General features: G+C 49.0%; 20 protein-coding genes and 1 pseudogene. 13 read left to right on the top strand and 8 right to left on the bottom strand.

Features of this window, described 5'->3' with window-relative positions:
* Window positions 1-111 precede the first annotated feature (111 nt).
* The 8 genes and pseudogenes from Kalk_RS21820 to Kalk_RS18690 form a co-directional block, all read left to right on the top strand.
* Window positions 112-444 (top strand): annotated as a pseudogene (locus Kalk_RS21820) (bacteriophage T4 gp5 trimerisation domain-containing protein); the annotation flags it as partial.
* Window positions 338-1,168 carry a hypothetical protein gene (locus Kalk_RS18720; protein WP_158643584.1) on the top strand — a complete coding sequence of 277 codons (831 nt, stop codon included), beginning with the start codon at window positions 338-340 and terminating at the stop codon, window positions 1,166-1,168. The pseudogene Kalk_RS21820 and the gene Kalk_RS18720, both read left to right, overlap by 107 nt.
* Window positions 1,081-2,289 carry a hypothetical protein gene (locus Kalk_RS18715; RefSeq protein WP_101895702.1) on the top strand — a complete coding sequence of 403 codons (1,209 nt, stop codon included), beginning with the start codon at window positions 1,081-1,083 and terminating at the stop codon, window positions 2,287-2,289. The genes Kalk_RS18720 and Kalk_RS18715 overlap by 88 nt, the downstream gene beginning before the upstream one ends.
* Window positions 2,290-2,299: 10 nt before the next feature.
* Window positions 2,300-2,818: a hypothetical protein gene (locus tag Kalk_RS18710; protein ID WP_101895701.1), complete on the top strand. Its 519-nt coding sequence runs from the start codon at window positions 2,300-2,302 to the stop codon at window positions 2,816-2,818.
* A 28-nt stretch (window positions 2,819-2,846) separates the two neighbouring features.
* Window positions 2,847-3,119 carry a hypothetical protein gene (locus tag Kalk_RS18705; protein WP_101895700.1) on the top strand — a complete coding sequence of 91 codons (273 nt, stop codon included), beginning with the start codon at window positions 2,847-2,849 and terminating at the stop codon, window positions 3,117-3,119.
* 34 nt (window positions 3,120-3,153) lie between these two features.
* Window positions 3,154-3,339: a hypothetical protein gene (locus Kalk_RS18700; protein WP_101895699.1), complete on the top strand. Its 186-nt coding sequence runs from the start codon at window positions 3,154-3,156 to the stop codon at window positions 3,337-3,339.
* Window positions 3,332-4,843 (top strand): hypothetical protein, encoded by a 1,512-nt coding sequence (locus Kalk_RS18695; RefSeq protein ID WP_101895698.1) that lies wholly within the window; start codon window positions 3,332-3,334, stop codon window positions 4,841-4,843. Before Kalk_RS18700 ends, Kalk_RS18695 begins: the two co-directional genes overlap by 8 nt.
* Before the next feature lie 22 nt (window positions 4,844-4,865).
* Window positions 4,866-5,381: a hypothetical protein gene (locus Kalk_RS18690; RefSeq protein ID WP_101895697.1), complete on the top strand. Its 516-nt coding sequence runs from the start codon at window positions 4,866-4,868 to the stop codon at window positions 5,379-5,381.
* Window positions 5,382-5,531: 150 nt separating this feature from the next.
* On the opposite strand, the gene hypE is transcribed toward Kalk_RS18690, so the two are convergent.
* From hypE to Kalk_RS18655, 7 genes are read right to left on the bottom strand one after another with little or no spacing between them, the layout of a single operon-like run.
* Entirely contained in the window at window positions 5,532-6,554 is a 1,023-nt protein-coding gene (gene hypE, locus Kalk_RS18685) for a hydrogenase expression/formation protein HypE (RefSeq protein ID WP_101895696.1), read from the bottom strand.
* Window positions 6,551-7,651, bottom strand: coding sequence for a hydrogenase formation protein HypD (gene hypD, locus Kalk_RS18680; RefSeq protein WP_101895695.1), 1,101 nt, complete (start codon window positions 7,649-7,651; stop codon window positions 6,551-6,553). Before hypD ends, hypE begins: the two co-directional genes overlap by 4 nt.
* Complete coding sequence (locus Kalk_RS18675) at window positions 7,648-7,905, bottom strand: HypC/HybG/HupF family hydrogenase formation chaperone (protein WP_101895694.1); 258 nt, start codon at window positions 7,903-7,905, stop codon at window positions 7,648-7,650. The genes hypD and Kalk_RS18675 overlap by 4 nt, the downstream gene beginning before the upstream one ends.
* Window positions 7,905-10,313, bottom strand: a complete 2,409-nt coding sequence (hypF, locus tag Kalk_RS18670; protein WP_158643583.1) for a carbamoyltransferase HypF — start codon at window positions 10,311-10,313, stop codon at window positions 7,905-7,907. Before hypF ends, Kalk_RS18675 begins: the two co-directional genes overlap by 1 nt.
* Window positions 10,288-11,049: a hydrogenase nickel incorporation protein HypB gene (gene hypB, locus Kalk_RS18665; protein WP_101895692.1), complete on the bottom strand. Its 762-nt coding sequence runs from the start codon at window positions 11,047-11,049 to the stop codon at window positions 10,288-10,290. Before hypB ends, hypF begins: the two co-directional genes overlap by 26 nt.
* Window positions 11,049-11,381, bottom strand: a complete 333-nt coding sequence (gene hypA, locus Kalk_RS18660) for a hydrogenase maturation nickel metallochaperone HypA (RefSeq protein WP_267892404.1) — start codon at window positions 11,379-11,381, stop codon at window positions 11,049-11,051. Before hypA ends, hypB begins: the two co-directional genes overlap by 1 nt.
* Before the next feature lie 53 nt (window positions 11,382-11,434).
* Window positions 11,435-13,000 carry a bifunctional aminoglycoside phosphotransferase/ATP-binding protein gene (locus Kalk_RS18655; protein WP_158643582.1) on the bottom strand — a complete coding sequence of 522 codons (1,566 nt, stop codon included), beginning with the start codon at window positions 12,998-13,000 and terminating at the stop codon, window positions 11,435-11,437.
* Between the two features lie 105 nt (window positions 13,001-13,105).
* Between Kalk_RS18655 and Kalk_RS18650 the strand changes: the two genes are divergently transcribed.
* Complete coding sequence (locus tag Kalk_RS18650) at window positions 13,106-13,621, top strand: CBS domain-containing protein (protein WP_101895689.1); 516 nt, start codon at window positions 13,106-13,108, stop codon at window positions 13,619-13,621.
* On the opposite strand, the gene Kalk_RS18645 is transcribed toward Kalk_RS18650, so the two are convergent.
* A complete protein-coding gene (locus tag Kalk_RS18645) occupies window positions 13,584-14,543 on the bottom strand; it encodes a cation diffusion facilitator family transporter (RefSeq protein ID WP_101895688.1) in 960 nt (319 codons plus the stop codon). The two genes, Kalk_RS18650 and Kalk_RS18645, sit on opposite strands and share 38 nt — an antisense overlap.
* A 138-nt stretch (window positions 14,544-14,681) precedes the next feature.
* Between Kalk_RS18645 and amrB the strand changes: the two genes are divergently transcribed.
* The 4 genes from amrB to Kalk_RS18625 all read left to right on the top strand — a co-directional run bounded on the left by amrB (window position 14,682) and on the right by Kalk_RS18625 (window position 18,452).
* Window positions 14,682-15,512 (top strand): AmmeMemoRadiSam system protein B, encoded by an 831-nt coding sequence (gene amrB / locus Kalk_RS18640; protein WP_101895687.1) that lies wholly within the window; start codon window positions 14,682-14,684, stop codon window positions 15,510-15,512.
* Complete coding sequence (amrA, locus tag Kalk_RS18635) at window positions 15,509-16,063, top strand: AmmeMemoRadiSam system protein A (RefSeq protein WP_101895686.1); 555 nt, start codon at window positions 15,509-15,511, stop codon at window positions 16,061-16,063. The genes amrB and amrA overlap by 4 nt, the downstream gene beginning before the upstream one ends.
* A gap of 59 nt (window positions 16,064-16,122) precedes the next feature.
* Entirely contained in the window at window positions 16,123-16,965 is an 843-nt protein-coding gene (locus tag Kalk_RS18630) for a DMT family transporter (protein WP_101895685.1), read from the top strand.
* A gap of 179 nt (window positions 16,966-17,144) precedes the next feature.
* Complete coding sequence (locus tag Kalk_RS18625) at window positions 17,145-18,452, top strand: acyl-CoA dehydrogenase family protein (protein ID WP_101895684.1); 1,308 nt, start codon at window positions 17,145-17,147, stop codon at window positions 18,450-18,452.
* The last annotated feature ends 3 nt before the right edge of the window (window positions 18,453-18,455 follow it).

Here is an 18,455-nt window from a genome sequence, read left to right as displayed (position 1 = left end):
ATCTAACAGGTCCCCAAGTTTTGAATCAGCCCCGAAGAAGCGACATTAATGAGAAAGCTCTCCTCCATCGAACACACCAAAGCATTTGCAAAACACTAAGACAAAAAAGGCAGCGAACAGATCTTCATCCGTTCAGAAAAAGATCTCGACTTAAGAATACTAAACGACCTTAAATCCCAAACGGATAAAGACCAGCACCTCAGTGTCAGCGGACAACTTTCGGAAGAAATCGGCAAAGACTTAAACAGCACCATCGGCGCCAACCAGAACGACGACGTGGGACAAAACCTCTCCATCACCACAGGCACTGATCTGCACCTGAAGATCAGTGGCCCACGTGATCGAATCCGGCAACGCCATCCACATCAAAGCTGGCAGCAAAGCCATTCTGCAAGGCGGCACAAGCCTGTCAGTAAAAGCCGGGGCTGGTGTCATCACCCTTGACCCCTCCGGCGTCGCCATCATGGGGCCTCTGGTGCGCATCAACGAAGGCGGTGGTGGTGGTGGCTCCGCCCAGGCAGCAAACCGCACCCACCCCGGCAACCCCGCCGAAGCAGACAACGACGCACCCGGTGCCAAATTGAGAGCCGCCAGCGCTGCCAGCACACCACTGCCCGCGGCCATTGATTTCGATCGCGCCAAAGCGCAATTGGCCGCACTGCAACAAGCTGATGCCATGCAGGCGCCTTTTGTGGAGGAATGCCCTGAATGTGCACTGTTTACTCAGCAGCAAGGGGCGTTGGCGGCAGGCGAAGCTGTCCCTGAGGCGGAAGAAGAATCTGATACATTGGGATTAGTGTGTATAGACGCCGATGGCAGCCCCGCGGCCAATCTGCCCTACTCCGTAACTCTGGCGGACGGTAGCACTCGCAATGGCACACTGAACTCAGAAGGCAAAGCCCAGCTATCCGGCGTTACCCCCGGCAACGCCACTGTTGAATATACCAGCGATGCCGACGAAGCAGAGATTCAGGCAACCCGAAAAGAAATAGCAGGTGTTCTGACAGACATCATCGCCTGTGAATATCAAGAGAAAACAGCCATCGACGCAGCATACGCGAAACAAGGCGCTCTCGGCCAATGGTGGGAAGAGGAAAAGCCAAAGCTCGAGGAGCAGGAAAATCAGTTCTCGGGCTGCTGTCCTTCCTCAAAGAAGCCAACGACCTGACACCATTAAACCAGTTTATCTTTGGGGCAGGAGCTGCCACCGAAATCGCCATTGATGTTGTCATAACCGCCCTGACCGCTGGAGCTGGGGCAGCCTTAATCGCAGGTACCAAGTTGCATTATCTGGATAAATTCAAGAAACTGGGCCCTCTGTTCAAGAAGCTGGCAGATATCAGAAAGAAGCTGTTTAAGAAAGGCAAGAAAACCGGACAGACCGGTGGGGAAATTCCGGAGCAGTTAGGGAAGCCGGAAGCTCTTGATGTAGATGCTATAAGAAATAAGGCGCTGGACGAAAGCATTCAGCGAAAGCGGGTTAACCCTGCAAGTTTCCAAGAAGTATCCAAGTTACTTACCGATTCACGCAACCAGTTAAAAAACACCGAAAAATATGACCCCAAGTACACCCAGGCGGAACTGGAACACATGGTCGAGCAAGGCACGCTCAACGAGCGATATGTGGTAACTTTACAGAAGAAAAAAGCACCCGAAGGAACCGTAGGATATAAACGGGACTCAGGAAGAACCACCACATGGACAACCACCATAGACCAAATGGAAAAAGCCGATACCGACCCCGAACTACTTTGTGATCCAAACGGTATGGAATACGACCCTGATGCAGAATGGGAAATCATCGTGATCGATCAAGGTAAATATTACCAACAAGATGGCGGCCTGACATTTATTCCCAATTATGAAAATACAGCCAAGCTCGGTAAACAAGAGTTTGGGAAAGAAATCTCCCCTGAACAGATTGACCGTGTTATGTCACCAGAATACTCGAGGCAGTATGCAGAAATCATGGAAGACTATAAACAATCTGGTGATTCACCTTATGACAAGAGAAAAGTAAAAGAGTATGCCGAAAAAGCGTATATGAATGATCCCCAAAGCAAATCCGATTTCCTTGCGCGTCATGAATTCACAATGGAGATTGGCACCAATGAGCATTTTTCAGGAGATGGTCTAACGAAATCGACAGGAAACAGCGGATACTTACCCAAAGGACAGCACGGCACGCTGGAAACCATCACCTTTGAAAAGAACCCTGCTACCATTGCCGAACTGGAAAAAGCCGGCGCCATACTGCGCATTCCTGCCAAACCCGTTCGATCAAATTAGGACCAGCTTCATGCAATTAATCGATACTCAAAACTTAAGCGACGATCTGAGGCCGCTAGGAAAAATTGATTACACCCATAATCCGGGCGAATTTTTTTTGCTATTCGCTGGCAAAGATGTACTTTCCATTTTAATCAAATACCCGTCTAAACCAATGCTTGTGAAAGGCGTCTCATATGACACCGATGAGCCAGGCTATAACCTTGACCAGTTCGAACTTCCCATAAGCGCACTGCCTTGGTTAATTGATACGATCGAAAATAAGTTCTGGAAAAAGGCTAGCGAAGGAGGGCTGTCCGGTGACGTGCTGCACGTAGATAGCGAGATAGAAGGAGAAGAACTCAGGATTCGATTTTCACCAAACTGTGGCGACGAAGGAATTCAGGGTTTCACTCTTAAAAATTACAGCCGAAAAGGCCGCTATGTTGATTGGATGGAAGTTCAACTACCCTATACTTTGCTGCGAGAAGACGGAATGCTTGATTTGTTGAAAGACATCAGCAAACGCTACCAGGAAAAAGCCTTATAGACTATAGCAGGTATCCGTTTATCACTGAGTGACCGGCAACGCCATCCACATCAAAGCTGGCAGCAAAGCCATTCTGCAAGGCGGCACAAGCCCGTCAGTAAAAGCTGGGGCCGGTGTCATGGGGCCTCTGGTGCGCATCAACGAAGGCGGTGGCGGTGGCTCCGCCCAGGCAGCAAATCCCACCCAACCCGGCAACCCCGCCGAAGCAGACAACGACGCACCCGGTGCCAAATTGAGAGCCGCCAGCGCTGCAGCACACCGACGGATACGGCGTCGCCAGCGCCGGCTACAGCATCTATGACGCGGCAACCAATGAGCTCATTAAGGAAGGCACCTTGGATAGCAACGGCTGCGCGAGAACACAGTTACCGCTGGATAAAACCAATATTCGCGTGGAATACCATGGCGACCCGGCCCCAGCCGCTGAAATCAAACCAACGACTGCGCAACAAATAGCGGCCCCGGATGGATGGTTACAACGCATGATGCAGAACAAAGGCAAGGAATCCGGCAGTGACTGAGGACGTAATCGAAACGGAAGAAAGCACCCTGGACTGGATTTGGGGAGCTTTACAAGGCGACTTTAATGAAAACCCGACAATAGGGCAAATTATCACGAATGCCGCCATTACGGCCATACCACTGGTAGACCAAGTGGCGGATGGTCGCGATCTTGTGGCCAACCTCAAAGCCTTGATTTGGGACAAACGCTATAACGAAATGGCAGTCTGGCTCGGCTTGTTCTTCACCTTAATTGGATTGATTCCCTCTTTGGGATCACTCTTAAAAGGTGTGCTCAAGCTGGTTTACCGAGGCGCCAAACTGGATGAAATATTCAAGGTGTTTAATGCCCTGGCCAAAGGCAATGCCTGGGAGTGGCTGAAAAAGCTTAGGGCCGGTGAACTTCGGCAACATGCTGACGAAGCCGCTCGCATGCTGAAACAGGTATTTGATAACATCATCGACACCCTAAAAGAAGCGCTTTCCTATGTTCCTAGTTGGGCCGGTGACCTGTATAAGAATATCAGTGATTTGATTGCTGAGTTGCGAATTATTCGCGACCAGATCGATGAAATGTTCAGTAAAATCACCGTTGACCTGGAAGCTAAACTGGATGACTTGCTAAAACAGCAGGCAGACAACAGTGTGGAGGGCAGCTCCAGGCAGACGTTGATGAAACAACAAGAGGCTGATTTCAGCGCAAGCTCACCACGTCATCTGCCCTCATTGCCGCAATCCATGGATGAGGTTATGAAACGCATGGATGACGCCACCCAAAAAGTGCAAAAAGCGCGGGCCAGCGGCACACCGCTACCCCAATCCCCTTACACATTGGATGATAAACTGGAAATTGTGGAAGCCGGATTGCAGGAAAAGTACATTGTTCGCGTAATCAAAACCGATTACGCCAAAGACACCGGCAATATCGGCTGGGTAAACCCGGATACGAGCCGTTCCAATTATTGGACTACAACCTACACCCAATTGGAATATGCTGACAAAGACGCCGAGTTGATTGCCAAAGCTGTCGGTACGACTTACGATCCTAAGGCAGATTACACCCTACTAGTGATCGATGCCGAGGCTGCAGCCAAACAGGGCGATATAACTACGATAATCCCAACCTATGACCGGATTGGTGGAATGGCCAAATCGGAGATGACGGATGTTGACCCACATTTGATTGATCAGGTGATGACGCCTGAGTATTCTGATCGGTATGCGGAGTTATTTGATAAGGCCAGAGCAAAGAAAGTGGATTTATCAGAAGCAGATGAATTAAAAAGATTTTCCAAAAGCCAAGGGCTTTCTCCTGATGATACAGAGCTTCTAAAAGCTCGCCAAGTAATCAATGATAAGTACGGCGCCAACGAGCAATTTCTGGGCATCGGCATTACCAAAGACGTCAACTCCCCCGATGGCCTGGGTATCGTGGAGACTTATAGCCTGGATAAAAAGCCGGGCCTACTAGGCGATCTTGAGCAGGCTGGTGTTCTTACGCGTGTCGGCTTAACTTCCTACTAAATGAACTTATCTGGATTCACACATGAAAAACTTTTCCGATATCGACCCACTTACCATCCAGCAGAACCCCTATGTAGTGGGTAGCCTTGTCGACAACCGAAAACCTCAACGTACAATTTATTTACTGATAATTGAAGATTACGCACTTATTGCAGTGTGTAATTGGTTTACGGACGGTGAAACTGGAGAATCCGAATGGCTCACCTACCAACTGGAAATGCCTAAATCCGGCATCCCTTGGATTGTCAACACTCTGGAAAATAAGTTCTTTAAACTTTCCCATGAAGGTGGATTGCCAGCTGATGTACGTCACTATGAAGAAGTAGTAGATGGAGAAGAACTCGGAATTTCCCGTGCCATGTCACTAGGTAGTGGAGAGAATCGAGAGGCAGGCTACACCATTAAAACGATTTCCCGGCCCGAACCAGGAGAACGAATGGGAAAATATCTGAACTTCACCGACTCCTTCCTTTTCGAACACGGCTTTTTCGATTTACTCAAAATCACCGCAGAAAAAATAAAAAATGGCACGCTATAGCATTCCCCCTTGCACACAAATTATTGGCTATGATCGTATTGGTCAGAAAGTTATTATCGACTTCAAACACTGCAATCCAGAAAGGCCAACAATGAGCCACAACGCTTGAAGCACGCAAACCTATCAGCAAAGTTCAAATATCTCACACCCCTAACAAATCCTGGGCAACTGCTCACCCACCAGACGATTTATTACACGCTTGGCGCCAAATTGGGTTTCCATAACAACAGCACTTCCTTGCTGATCAACAACCTGCCCGATAACAACGCTCCCTGCACCTGATGGATGCTGTCGCATCGCACAAAGAACCAATTCGGCAGCTGACTCAGGCACGATTGCAATTAGCTTTCCCTCATTGGCTAAATACAGCGGATCAAAGCCAAGTATCTCACACACGCCTCTTACATCCGGGCTAACGGGTATAGATTTCTCATCAACATACATCGTGCACCGACTGGCATCGGCCAACTCATTCAGAACCGCAGCCACCCCACCTCTCGTTGCATCTCGCATACAATGAATATCAGGGCAAACCCGCAACATGATCTGCACCAACTCAGACAACGATTGCGTGTCAGACTGTATTGATGCCTCAAGCTTCAGATCTGTTCTGGCGCTGACTATTGCAGCACCGTGATCACCGACGGAGCCGTTTACAATGATCACGTCCCCTTTGCATGCTCGCTGCGAGCTGATCTGAACGCCTGAATTAATAACGCCAATTCCAGTTGTGTTAATATAGAGTTTGTCACACTGACCTCGGGGAACCACTTTTGTATCGCCGGTTACGATACTGACCTGTGCAGCATTAGCGGCCTCAACCATTGAGTTGACAACACGTTGCAATATCTCTATCGGCAGGCCTTCTTCCAAAACCATGGCACAACTCATATAAAGAGGCATCGCACCGCCAACTGCAAGATCATTAATCGTACCGTTTACAGCAAGCATACCTATATCACCACCAGGAAAGAAAATAGGGTCAACCACATAGCTGTCGGTGGTAAATGCCAATCGGTCACCATGCTCCGCCAACAACCGCATCGGTATTCTTGCCTGATCTTCCAATACCGCGTGCTCTACGCCGTGAAAGGCAGGCACGAAAACTTGCTGAATCAAACTCTCCATTGCCTTACCACCAGCACCATGGGCAAGAGTAATAATCTCCTTCATATTTCAGCCATTGCCTCTGCTTTCCCATACTGATAATAAGCGGCACAAGCACCTTCAGACGACACCATAAGTGCACCCTGAGGATCGCTTGGAGAACAATGCTTCCCAAAAAGTGGGCATTGCAAAGGCCGTATGCGCCCTTTCAAGACCTCAGCACAATATGACGGTTCTGATATCGATTCAGGAAGCGCATCAGACTGGCAATGACCAGCAAACCTCACCATTGCATCAAAAGGAGCATAGCGATCTCGAATAGTCACTTTCTCCCCTATTTCGAACACTTCACATAAAGCCAACTGAGCCGACGCATTGCCACTTTGGCGAACTACCCGAAGATACTGGTTCTCTACTTGAGATCGCCCTTGGTGAATTTGGGTTAGGAGCATAAGCATTGCCTGCAAAACATCAACAGGCTCGAACCCACTGATGACCAAAGGCTTACCATAATCGCATGCCACAAACTGGAAAGGTTGTTCTCCGATAATCATAGCTACATGCCCGGGTGCAATAAAGCCGTCTAGCTGCAATTGATTATCCTGCAGAATTTCGGTTAATACAGGAGGTGTCGTCACGTGATGACATAGCACGGAAAAATTCTGCAACCGCTCGCCATATGCCTGCTGCAGTGTGAGCGCCGTACTTGGCATGGTCGTTTCAAACCCCAGCGCAAAAAACACCACCTCTTTATCAGGTGAATTACGAGCGATTGACAGTGCATCCAGCGGCGAATACACCATGCGCACATCAGCCCCTTCCGCTTTTGCTTGCAACAAATTTTTTCTAGAGCCGGGAACCCTCATAGCGTCACCAAAGGTTGTCATGATCACGTCCGGCCTTTCTGCTATCGCAACACAGTGATCTACCGCCTCTCTTGGCAACACACACACCGGGCATCCCGGGCCGTGCACCAGCTCAATGCTTTTTGGTATAACCTGCTCGATTCCATAACGAAAGACCGTATGTGTATGTCCGCCACAGAACTCCATTATTTGCAAGGGAGTGCTCCGTAGGGATGCAACCTGATCAGCGAGCTTCGTAATACGTTGCAATAGAATTCTGGCTTGATCAGGATCACGAAACTCGTCAATGTATTTCATGACAGGCTCTCCTGAAATTCACCCAAATCAGACAGAAGCGCTAAAGTGCGCCTGGCTTCATTCTCATCCAATCGACTCATCGCAAATCCGACATGGACCAACACCCAAACGCCAATCAATTCCATGATAGGTTCCCTTTCGCCGATGACACAACTGACATTTACTTCTCGCTTAACACCAGAAATATCAACTACCGCAAGGTGGCTTTTATGATCAGAAATCGAAACAATTTGCCCAGGCACTCCCAAACACATCAGGCGCTCTCCTTCATGCCAATCCACCTCGCTGCAGCAATCATCGCTTGACCAAAAGCTATCCCGCTATCGTTAGGTGGTACATTTTTATGCGTCAACACGTTATAGCCACCTTTATCTAAACGCCTGATCAACTCATGTGTGATCAATACATTCTGAAACACACCACCACTCAATACTACAGCATTAAAATCGTACTCATCCCCAGCCTGCCTAACGCTCTGCTCAAGCACTTCCACCAGACCAAGGTGAAATTTATGGGCCATAATCTCTGGCTTAATACTCGCTCGCAAATCGCACAATAATTCCTGCCAAAAATTGGTAAACACAACCTCTCTAAGATCCGAGTGATTGTCTATATCAAACGAGTATCCGCTCAACTCATCACCTATATATCCTTCGGCGAGGCTTTGAACATACATGGCACCTTGCCCTTCATAACTCATCTGTTCATCTGAACCTGCACCCAACAGAAAGGCCACCGCATCAAACAAACGACCGCATGAAGAGCTCAACGGAGAGTTAATCTTGGCCTCCATCATTGATAATACAGCGTCAACCGGAAACAGGGACAACCGTTGAATGGCTGAAACTCTGCCGTAATCCGCCTGAACATTAGTCCAGCCAATTGCAGCATGAAGGTGTGCAAGTGCGTTTCGCCACGGTTGCTTTGCTGCCATATCACCTCCAGGCAGTGGCACTGGCTTAAAGCGGGTTACCCGTCGGCATTGCTCATACCCTCCCAGCAGTAGCTCCCCGCCCCAAACAGCATTGTAGTCGGTAGAATCATTAGGTGGACCATACCCCATACCATCTAACACCACCCCTAAAACAGCTCCACCACTTCTTGGCCAACCATTGTCGGCAAGGCAAGCAGCAAGGTGGGCATGATGATGCTGAACCGGCCATACCTCCACACCTAATACTTCCCCTCGCTTGAACCCTTCAGCCGTTGAGAAATAGTTGGGGTGGGCATCAACCGTAACAACAGAGGGATGGTGATCATAGTGGTTCAACAATTCATCCGCGCGTGTGCTTCCAGACTCAATTACTCGCGCATCGGAAAAGTCACCATTATAAGGTGACAGTACTACGCCTGACTTATCCAACAGGCATACAGAATTCTTAAGATCGGCCCCCATCGCCAACACCGACGGCGCCTTCTCAAAACCTGGCGGTAGAGAAAAATACCCGGGGGCGTATCCTCGCCCCAAACGCAACGGCACAACATCACCGTTGACACATTGAACCACGCTGTCATCCAGGCGGTGCTCAATATCACGATCATAAAGCAGGAAGCCATCTGCAATCGATGCCAGCTCTACAAGTGCTGCATTGTTGTCAACACATAAGGGAGCGCCGCTGACATTTCCTGAGGTCACAACCAATGGCGTCTCCCACTCCCCAAGCAACAGGCAATGCAAGGTAGAACTGGGAAGCATGACTCCGATTCGCCTTAGCCCAGGCGCTATAGCATCAGGCAACATCTTACCGCTATCACGTGCTCTTATCAGTACAATCGGCGCCGTCACTGAGGTTAGAGCATTTAAATCCTCGCGTGAGAGTTGCCCTATCTGTTTCGCTAATTCAACGTTACGCACCATTAGCGCAAAGGGCTTGTGCGGCCTATTCTTACGCTTCCTCAACCGATCCAGCGCAGAACCATTACTAGCATCCACAACCAACTGAAACCCACCAACACCTTTCAGCGCGACGATCTCGCCTCGCTTTAATGCTGCATTTGCCAACCCAATAGGATCGCCGTCTATCCTTGTACCACGACCATTTATATACCGTAATTTTGGCCCACACTGGTGACATGAAATCGTTTGCGCGTGGAATCGCCGATCACGTGGATCACCATATTCTTCCGCACAGGCATGACAAAGAACAAACCGAGACATACTGGTGCGTTCACGATCGAATGGCGCGCTTTGCATGATGCTGTAACGCGGGCCACAATCAGCGCAGCTTATAAACGGATAGCGATAACGCCGATCATCCGGGTCAAGCAACTCACGCAAACACAGATCGCAAGGGGCAAAATCCAACGTGATGGGCAGCAACCCCTCAGGCAGTGACACACATTTCTTCGTAATGCTTTGATCGATAGAAAAGCCGCTAGAAATAGCTAAATCAAGCCCTTCCCGTACATCCACAGACGTCACATGCGCTCTGGCAGGAGGACGATTCTGTATATGTTCAATTAGATCACTAAGTGATGAAGTATCACCACGACACTCGATTATCACTGCACCTTGATGGTTATACACACGGCCAGAAACACCCATACTTTCAGCAAGACCCACAACCCAAGGGCGAAAACCCACGCCCTGCACCACTCCTTTCACGCAAATGGTAACAGTATTAAGGGCTTTGCCGTCAGACAACGGTACTTGTTGCATCATTGTTATGTGATCGCAGCCAGCCATACCATTGCTCCATGCCTTCACCGGATTTTACAGATACGGGTATGACCGATATAGAAGGATTAATGCGTCGTGCATACTCTATACACTGATCCATATTGAAATCCACATAGGGAAGCAAGTCGATTTTACTCAGCAGCAAAACATTGGCGAAGGCAAACATATCCGGATATTTAAGCGGTTTATCATCACCCTCTGTGACAGAAAGAATGGCAACCCGCTGCCGCTCCCCCAAATCAAAGCCCGACGGGCACACCAAGTTACCGACATTTTCAATAAATAGCGTGGAACCTAACGCAACATTAAGCTTATCCAAAGCATGCCCAACCATGTGTGCATCTAGGTGGCACCCCTTACCGGTATTAATCTGTATGGCAGAAGCACCTGTAGCGCGAATCCGATCTGCATCATTTGATGTTTCCTGATCACCTTCGATCACACACATAGGAATGCTACCCTGCAAATCAGATAAAGTTTTTACCAGCAAACTGGTCTTACCCGCACCAGGGCCAGACATCAGATTCACCGCAAACACTTTATCCCTTGCCAGTCGGTCACGATTTTCTTTAGCGTACGAGTCATTTTTACTAAGAATATCTTGCTCAATAGAAACCATTCTAGACGGGCTGAGCCCAGCCGCGTGGGTTCTAACCGGCTGCAATGCCAAACCTGAAACCCGACTATTTCCTTCGCTACATCCACACACTTTGCACATCACTGCACCTCCAGATGAGTGATTCTCATATCATTGCCTGACTCAAGCTGCAGCCCATACTCTCCACATCGACTGCAAGCATCATATCGAGATTCCATTACAACCTTCTGACCACAGACAGGGCAATGCCCGATAGCTGGTACAATTTCAATATGCAGCACCGCCCCAGCGGCGAGACTATGCTGAACCACCACATCAAAACTGAACTTCAATGCCTCCAATTCCACCCCTGCCAAGGCGCCAATAGCCAAATGCACTTCAGACACCTTACGGAACGATTGCCGAATGGATTCTTCCTCAACAATCTGCAAAATTGATTCACAAAGAGACATTTCATGCATACTCAGACAACTCAACCAGAAGAATCAATCAAAAACCAACATACTCAGGGTAACGGCGTGCTGGAAATCATAAACTTAACCAGCTCACTTATAGAGTCTGAATCCACATTGTCATCACAGCGAATCACGCAGCTCTCCTCCTCAGCAGAAAATCCATCGCAGTGAAGCAACTGCTGCTCCATAACGGCCACTCCCGCTTCTGATGCGTCACGCCCTTCTCGCTCCCTCAACAAAATGCGCCGTTTTAACACTTCAGTCGGAACATCCATAAACAGAACATAGAAAGGCACATGCTCCTCTTTCGCCAATAGAAAGAATGGTGCCCTTGTATGACTTTTTATAAAAGTAGCATCCACCAAAGTAGGATAACCGTAGTTCAACACCTTCCGTGATAACGCCTCAAGTGTTTCAAATGTCTTGATGCTATAACTACGCGAGTATATGGCGTTTTCAGAATCAGGATCATGGGATCTACTAGACTGAAGTGGCTTTAAACCCGCCAAATGCTTCCTGATCACATCAGACCGCAAACGTATTCCACCACTATGAGCGGCCACTTTACGAGCCAACGTGCTTTTTCCGGATCCCGACACCCCACAGGTAATGGCAAGATATCGATGAGGTGAATCCATACAGGTTAACGCATAATCCATGTAGGCCCTGAATTGCGTCAATAACTGAAGCCGATCAGCTTCCGCCGCCTGCCTCATTGTTAAAACCGACACCTTCGCCCGTACCATGGCACGATACACCACGTAAAAGTTCAGAACCTGCAGCGCCTCATAGTCAAGGCTGTATTCCAGATAGCTGTTCAATAACACATTGGCCTGATAACCATAGCCTTTGACAGTCATATCCATTATTAGAAAAGCTAAATCGCTGGCCACATCAATCCAGCGAAATCGCTCATTGAATTCTATGCAATCAAACATAAGCGGCTTGCCATCGACTAACGCAATATTGGCTAAATGCAGATCACCGTGACACTCTCTTATTTTTCCCTCACGCTTACGTTGATCAAACACCTCAGCAATATTCTTATACTGCTCAAGGCTCCAAGCCTCTATTGTTTTCAGGCGTTTAATGTCAACTTCATCGCTAACCCCGTCAATTATCTGATCGAAATTCTCCTGTACAGGGAACAGGACCGATTCAGCATTCCCAAACTCAGAACCCTCTCCGCAGACTGCAGCCTCATCGTGAAACCCGGCCAGCGCATACCCTAACGCCTGAAAAAAGTCATCTTCCATCAATACCTGTGGCATACAGTTCTGCAACAAGGCATCTGGATCGAACTGTCGCATTTTCACTGCATAATCTACGACATCACCCTTACCACAAAAATTATAATCTCCATCCGCACAATACAGCGGCTCCACTGAGATGTATAATCCAGGTGCAGTGCGGCGATTAAGCCTGATTTCTTCCTCGCAATAGCGCTTACGCAGTTCCACCGTTGAAAAGTCCAAAAAACCAAAATTCACCGGTTTTTTGATTTTATACACCCACTCACCGGTCAGGATAACCAGGGAAATGTGGGTCTCACGCCAATGAATTGTGCTGGTGGGATGAGGAAACTGATCTGGCCGATTAAGATCTTCCGCACGCATGCTGTATCCTTGTCTATAGAGAACTGCCATTGACTCACATCAACACAGAGTCCGACAACCTATAGCACCATCTTATACAATATCACCACGAGGTTACACTGGCTTATGGCTAATACGACGATTGCTAACAACGCACCACAAAAGCCTATTCAGGAATACACGGCTAGAGAGATCATGACCTCGTCTTTACTGGCGGCTCACGAGGCCTGGACAGTATCAGAACTGGCCCATTTTCTGGTAAGCAATGGCATTACCGGCGCACCAGTAGTAGATGACGACGAACAATTAGTGGGCGTTGTGTCGGTTACAGATGTAGCCCGTTTTGCGAGCATGGATCGGGAGGAAGACGATAAACGGGGACATCACGGCTACTATACAGACAGCCTGGATTTTGATACTCGCTTTGATTACCTGGAAGAAGCATCTGAACCCCACATGGAAGCATCCACAGTTGCAGACATCATGACCCCCAGCGTTTTCGATGTGGACGCTAGTACATCGGTAAAACGTGTCGCTAAAGAAATGGTCGCCAATGGTCTTCATCGAGTATTTGTCAGTGATGCTGGCAAAATTATCGGTGTCGTCAGCGCACTGGATATTTTGCAGATCGTAACGCGCTAAGGGGCTTTTTTTTACGAATTGGTTTGGCATCAGGATCCGGTCGAAATGGATCTTGATGCAACAGCACATCGGCAGAGGGAAAAGCTTCCTTTATTTCTCGCTCAACTTCTTCGCAAATATCATGCGCTTGCCATAACGGCATATTACCGTCCAGTTCCAGGTGCAACTGAATGATCTTAACGCGGCCCGACTGCCGCGTTCGCAGTTCATGTACCCCCAACACTTCCACATGGCCCATAGCAATTCGCTCGATTCGGTGCTGCTCTTCCTCGGGCAGCTCCCTGTCAAGCAAATGCTGAATAGACTCGCTCCAAATCATGATAGCGGTATAGAAAATATAGATTGATATAGCTATCGCCAGCAGTGGGTCCACTTGCTGCCAGCCAAACTGAGTTAGCAGCAACGCAATCACAATACCTACATTAGTAAGCAAATCAGAAACATAGTGAAGAGAATCCGCCTTGATCGCTACTGAATGGGTTTTACTGATCACCCAGCGCTGATAGATCACCAGACAAAACGTCGCCACAATGGAGAACCCCATAACCCCAATTGCCACGTCCAGTTGCTCCAGGGGTTGTGGGTTGGCCATGCGATCTATTGCCTGCACAAAAAGGTAGACTGCCGACCCCATAATCAACAAAGACTGCCCGAGGCCTGCCAGCGATTCTGCTTTACCATGACCAAAGCGGTGCTCTTCATCTGCTGGTTGTAAGGCATAGCGAACCGCCACAAAATTCACACAGGACGCAAATGCGTCAATCAGAGAATCCACCAGCGAGGCCAACACGCTGACCGAACCAGACACCCACCAAGCGTAGACTTTAACCACCAACAGCAAAATTGCAGTAAACACCGACGCACTGGCTGCCAGTTGCAACATTCGCCTTTCTTTGTGGCTGGAGGAATAGGCACTACTCATAACAGATTCATCTATGGTTCCTGCATTTTAATCTATACAAACAGCGCTTCAGGGGGGCATCTTCAATTGAATTTCGAAATATCACCCGCATTATAAAGCAAGACGCAGTTTGCCTGAACCTAATAAAGAGGCCAGATAATGAGATCTGTTCGAGAACCCGCTGTGGCAGGGCTTTTTTATCCAGATAGTGCAGAAATATTGACACGCACAGTTGATGAATACGTATACCAATCATCCGCAAATGAGAACGAGAATGAACATTATTTATCCTCAGGATTGGCTGCTTCACCTAAGGCAATCATCGTGCCCCACGCTGGCTACGTCTATTCCGGCTCAACTGCGGGAAGGGCCTTCCACCAACTCACCCGGGTCGGCAACAAGATAAAAAGAGTTATTTTGCTTGGGCCAAGCCACAGGGTTGGTTTTAGGGGCATTGCTTTTTGCAGTGCTGACTATTTCAGAACTCCACTGGGTGACGTACCGGTCGATCATTCAGCTGTTGTGGCCATATCAGATTTGCCGCAAGTTGGCCTGATGGATAGCGCCCACGAACAGGAGCACAGCCTGGAAGTACAATTACCATTTCTACAAACAGTGCTAACGGATTTTAAAGTTGTGCCACTTGTGGTTGGTGATGCCGACAAGACTGCAGTTGCAGCTGTCATCGAACGTTTATGGGGCGATGATTCAACATTGTTTGTGATCAGCTCAGACCTCAGCCACTACAATGATTACATCACGGCGCAAAGCATGGACAACCGCACCTGCGAAGCGATCGAGTTTCTACAGCCAGACGACATCCACTACGAACAGGCTTGCGGAAGAAACCCTTTGAATGGATTGCTCGAAGTCGCCCGTCACCGACACATGCGCGTTGAAACTCTAGGCTTGTGTAACTCCGGCGATACCTCCGGGGATAAAAGCAGAGTTGTGGGATACGGGGCGTGGGCGCTTTGGGAAACGCAATGAGCCTCTCCTCCCAGAACAAAGCGTGGCTACTACAGCTGGCACGGGAATCCATAGAACACGGGCTGGATCATGGCGGCCCCTTGACGCAAATCGCAAACGTTCCTGATGCATTATTGGTTCGCGGCGCAAGCTTTGTAACTCTCGAAACCCACAATCAGCTGCGCGGCTGCATTGGCAGCATAGAGGCCTACCGCCCATTGGCGGAAGACGTGGCCAATAACGCATATGGAGCAGCCTTTCGAGATACTCGTTTTGCCCCGCTGCAACCTGCCGAGTTGCCTGACCTGCATATACAGATATCTGTACTGACCAACCCGGAACCAATCCATGCCGCAAACGAACAAGATTTATTGCAACAACTGATCCCCGGTGAGGATGGCGTTCTGCTGGAGGATGGTCTCCATCGCGCCACTTTCCTACCCCAGGTTTGGGAGCAGCTGCCTTCTCCCCATTTATTTCTGGCCCACCTGAAAGAAAAAGCAGGTTTGCCCAGCAATTACTGGAGCACTTCACTACACTTCCAACGATACCGAGTCGAAAAATTCAGCTAACAACCTGACAACGGATCATACTGCTCTATATACTCTTGCTTTTGGATGCGAGCGCAGGAATGTCTGACGATTTACGCAAAGGAGCGATTTTTCTCCTGACAGGAGAGCTCATGCTCTCGGTGATGGCTGCTCTTATTAAGCATCTCTCAGGTGACGTGTCACACGAAATGCTGGTATTTGCCCGTAATGTTTTTGGCCTCCTGTTCCTATTACCTATCGTTTATCATCAAGGTTGGCGCAACCTGAAAACCCAGCGATTCTCGCAACATCTTGTGCGCTCGGTGGTGGGTGTCTGCGCTATGTATGGCTACTTCTACGTTATTACCCATCTGCCGCTAGCCGAAGCTGCTCTGGTAAAACTATCCTCGCCATTTTTTCTGCCCCTTATCGCGCTGATCTGGCTGGGTGAGAAGATCAGTCATAAGACACTCTGGGCCATCATCATTGGATTTATCGGTGTAGTATTTGTCTTACGACCGGGTAGCGACACCTTTCAACCTGTGGCACTGGTCGGCATCCTGGCGGCCGCGCTGGCCAGCCTGGCAAAAGTAACGATCAGGAATATGGCCGAAACAGAGCCAAGCTATCGCATTGTTTTCTACTTCGGATTTTTAGCGACTTTGGTGTCAGCCATTCCCCTACTGTGGCGCTGGGAAACACCATCATTGCAGGTATTGCCATGGCTGGCAGCCATTGGACTGGCTGGCACCATTGGCCAGTTGCTGATGACTAAAGCCTATCAGATTGCTAATCCAGGCAAAGTTGGCCCATATACATACTCTGCCGTAATTTACGCAGCACTATTAGGTTGGGTGTTCTGGAATGAGGTCATTGTAATAACAACACTCATAGGCAGTGCACTTATCATCGGCGCAGGTATTCTGAACATGAAATCACGCTGATTTAGACACTTTTTTACCCTTCAGAACAGGTGGCACAGCTTACCTATATACTTTAGCATCATTGACTGTATTGCCGGTGGGTACCCTATAAAATGCCAATGCTTTACTGACCTGATATAAGCATGATGAATTACAATCACAATAACACTTTACTTAGCCGTACTATTGAGGAGAAGCCAATGAGTCGTGATCCAATCGGATTGGCCATGGCCACAATGAGCCGCATTGCCAGTTCGTCATTTGTTGAAAAAATGGGCTGGCGCACCACCATAGAAAAACTGACCTACCAAGGCACGAAAACCGGTTTTCAGGCGCTAGGAGCGGCTTCCCGACAGTTTAAGAGCGTCACTCAGTTGCTACGCCCCGAGCGGCTGGAAGCGCCAGCTCAACCAAAAAACCAATTTGATCTTAGCATCAGCGAAGAACAACAGATGATGCGTGATAGTGTGCGCGCGTTTGCCACAGAAGTATTGCGGCCAGCGGCACCCAAAAGCAATGATGATTGTTGCGCAAGCCCGGAAGTACTGGCCCAGGCTGCGGAGCTGGGGCTTTCCTATTTCGCAGTACCTGAAAATCTCGGTGGTGCCGCCACCGAGCGATCCCCGGTTACCAGCATGTTGATAGCCGAAGACCTGGCCTACGGCGACATGGGCCAAGCTGTCGCGATCCTTTCCAGCATAGGTGTAGCCAATGCGCTAACCCAGTGGGGCACAGCAGCGCAGCAATCCAAATATCTTCCTGCGTTTTTGGACGAAAACACATTACAAGCGTCAATCGCCATTAATGAAAAACGCCCTCTATTCAATGCCAACGAGCTGACCACCACCGCACTTGAAAAGTCAGGCGGTTACTTGCTGAATGGCGAGAAGACCATGGTGCCGCTGATTCAGAATGCCGAACTTTTCCTGGTGGCTGCGAGCCTGAACGGCAAGCCTCGCTTGTTCATCGTTGAAAGTGGCACCGAAGGCGTGACCATTGCTAACAAACCGAACATGGGGGTGCGGGCAGCAGCGATGGGCGAGCTTCGACTCGAACAAGTTTCCCTGGGTAAGGATGCTTTGTTGGGTGACGAAGAGTTTGACTATGAAGCCTTCATCAACATGGCCCGTCTTGGCTGGTGTGCATTGGCCGTAGGTACTGCTCAGGCGGTTTTAGATTACGTTATTCCCTATTGCAACGAACGCGTCGCTTTTGGTGAGCCCATAAGCCACCGTCAGGCCGTTGCTTTCATGATCGCTAACATCGGTATCGAGTTAAATTCCATGCGTTTGATGACCCAACGCGCCGTAGCACTTGCAGAACGAGGCAAGCCATTCGCTCGAGAGGCATACCTGGCTCGCGTTATCTGTGCGGACAAGGCCATGGAAATCGGTACAAATGGCGTTCAATTGGTTGGCGGACACGGATTTACCAAAGAACACCCCGTTGAGCTGTGGTATCGCGATCTGCGCGCCATTGCCGTAATGGACGGCGGACTGCATCTCTAACCG

It is taken from the genome of Ketobacter alkanivorans (genome assembly GCF_002863865.1).
Classification (GTDB): Bacteria; Pseudomonadota; Gammaproteobacteria; order Pseudomonadales; family Ketobacteraceae; genus Ketobacter; species Ketobacter alkanivorans.
Note: the sequence above shows the minus strand (reverse complement) of the source record. Positions and strands in the feature narration are given on the sequence as shown.

Excerpts from the sequence above, each read along its gene's own strand:
- Kalk_RS18715 (WP_101895702.1), top strand. The coding sequence starts at position 1,081 with ATGGTGGGAAGAGGAAAAGCCAAAGCTCGAGGAGCAGGAAAATCAGTT.
- Kalk_RS18710 (WP_101895701.1), top strand. The coding sequence starts at position 2,300 with ATGCAATTAATCGATACTCAAAACTTAAGCGACGATCTGAGGCCGCTA.
- Kalk_RS18690 (WP_101895697.1), top strand. The coding sequence starts at position 4,866 with ATGAAAAACTTTTCCGATATCGACCCACTTACCATCCAGCAGAACCCC.
- hypE (WP_101895696.1), bottom strand. The coding sequence starts at position 6,554 with ATGAAGGAGATTATTACTCTTGCCCATGGTGCTGGTGGTAAGGCAATG.
- hypD (WP_101895695.1), bottom strand. The coding sequence starts at position 7,651 with ATGAAATACATTGACGAGTTTCGTGATCCTGATCAAGCCAGAATTCTA.
- Kalk_RS18675 (WP_101895694.1), bottom strand. The coding sequence starts at position 7,905 with ATGTGTTTGGGAGTGCCTGGGCAAATTGTTTCGATTTCTGATCATAAA.
- hypF (WP_158643583.1), bottom strand. The coding sequence starts at position 10,313 with ATGATGCAACAAGTACCGTTGTCTGACGGCAAAGCCCTTAATACTGTT.
- hypB (WP_101895692.1), bottom strand. The coding sequence starts at position 11,049 with ATGTGCAAAGTGTGTGGATGTAGCGAAGGAAATAGTCGGGTTTCAGGT.
- hypA (WP_267892404.1), bottom strand. The coding sequence starts at position 11,381 with ATGTCTCTTTGTGAATCAATTTTGCAGATTGTTGAGGAAGAATCCATT.
- Kalk_RS18655 (WP_158643582.1), bottom strand. The coding sequence starts at position 13,000 with ATGCGTGCGGAAGATCTTAATCGGCCAGATCAGTTTCCTCATCCCACC.
- Kalk_RS18650 (WP_101895689.1), top strand. The coding sequence starts at position 13,106 with ATGGCTAATACGACGATTGCTAACAACGCACCACAAAAGCCTATTCAG.
- Kalk_RS18645 (WP_101895688.1), bottom strand. The coding sequence starts at position 14,543 with ATGAGTAGTGCCTATTCCTCCAGCCACAAAGAAAGGCGAATGTTGCAA.
- amrB (WP_101895687.1), top strand. The coding sequence starts at position 14,682 with ATGAGATCTGTTCGAGAACCCGCTGTGGCAGGGCTTTTTTATCCAGAT.
- amrA (WP_101895686.1), top strand. The coding sequence starts at position 15,509 with ATGAGCCTCTCCTCCCAGAACAAAGCGTGGCTACTACAGCTGGCACGG.
- Kalk_RS18630 (WP_101895685.1), top strand. The coding sequence starts at position 16,123 with ATGTCTGACGATTTACGCAAAGGAGCGATTTTTCTCCTGACAGGAGAG.
- Kalk_RS18625 (WP_101895684.1), top strand. The coding sequence starts at position 17,145 with ATGAGTCGTGATCCAATCGGATTGGCCATGGCCACAATGAGCCGCATT.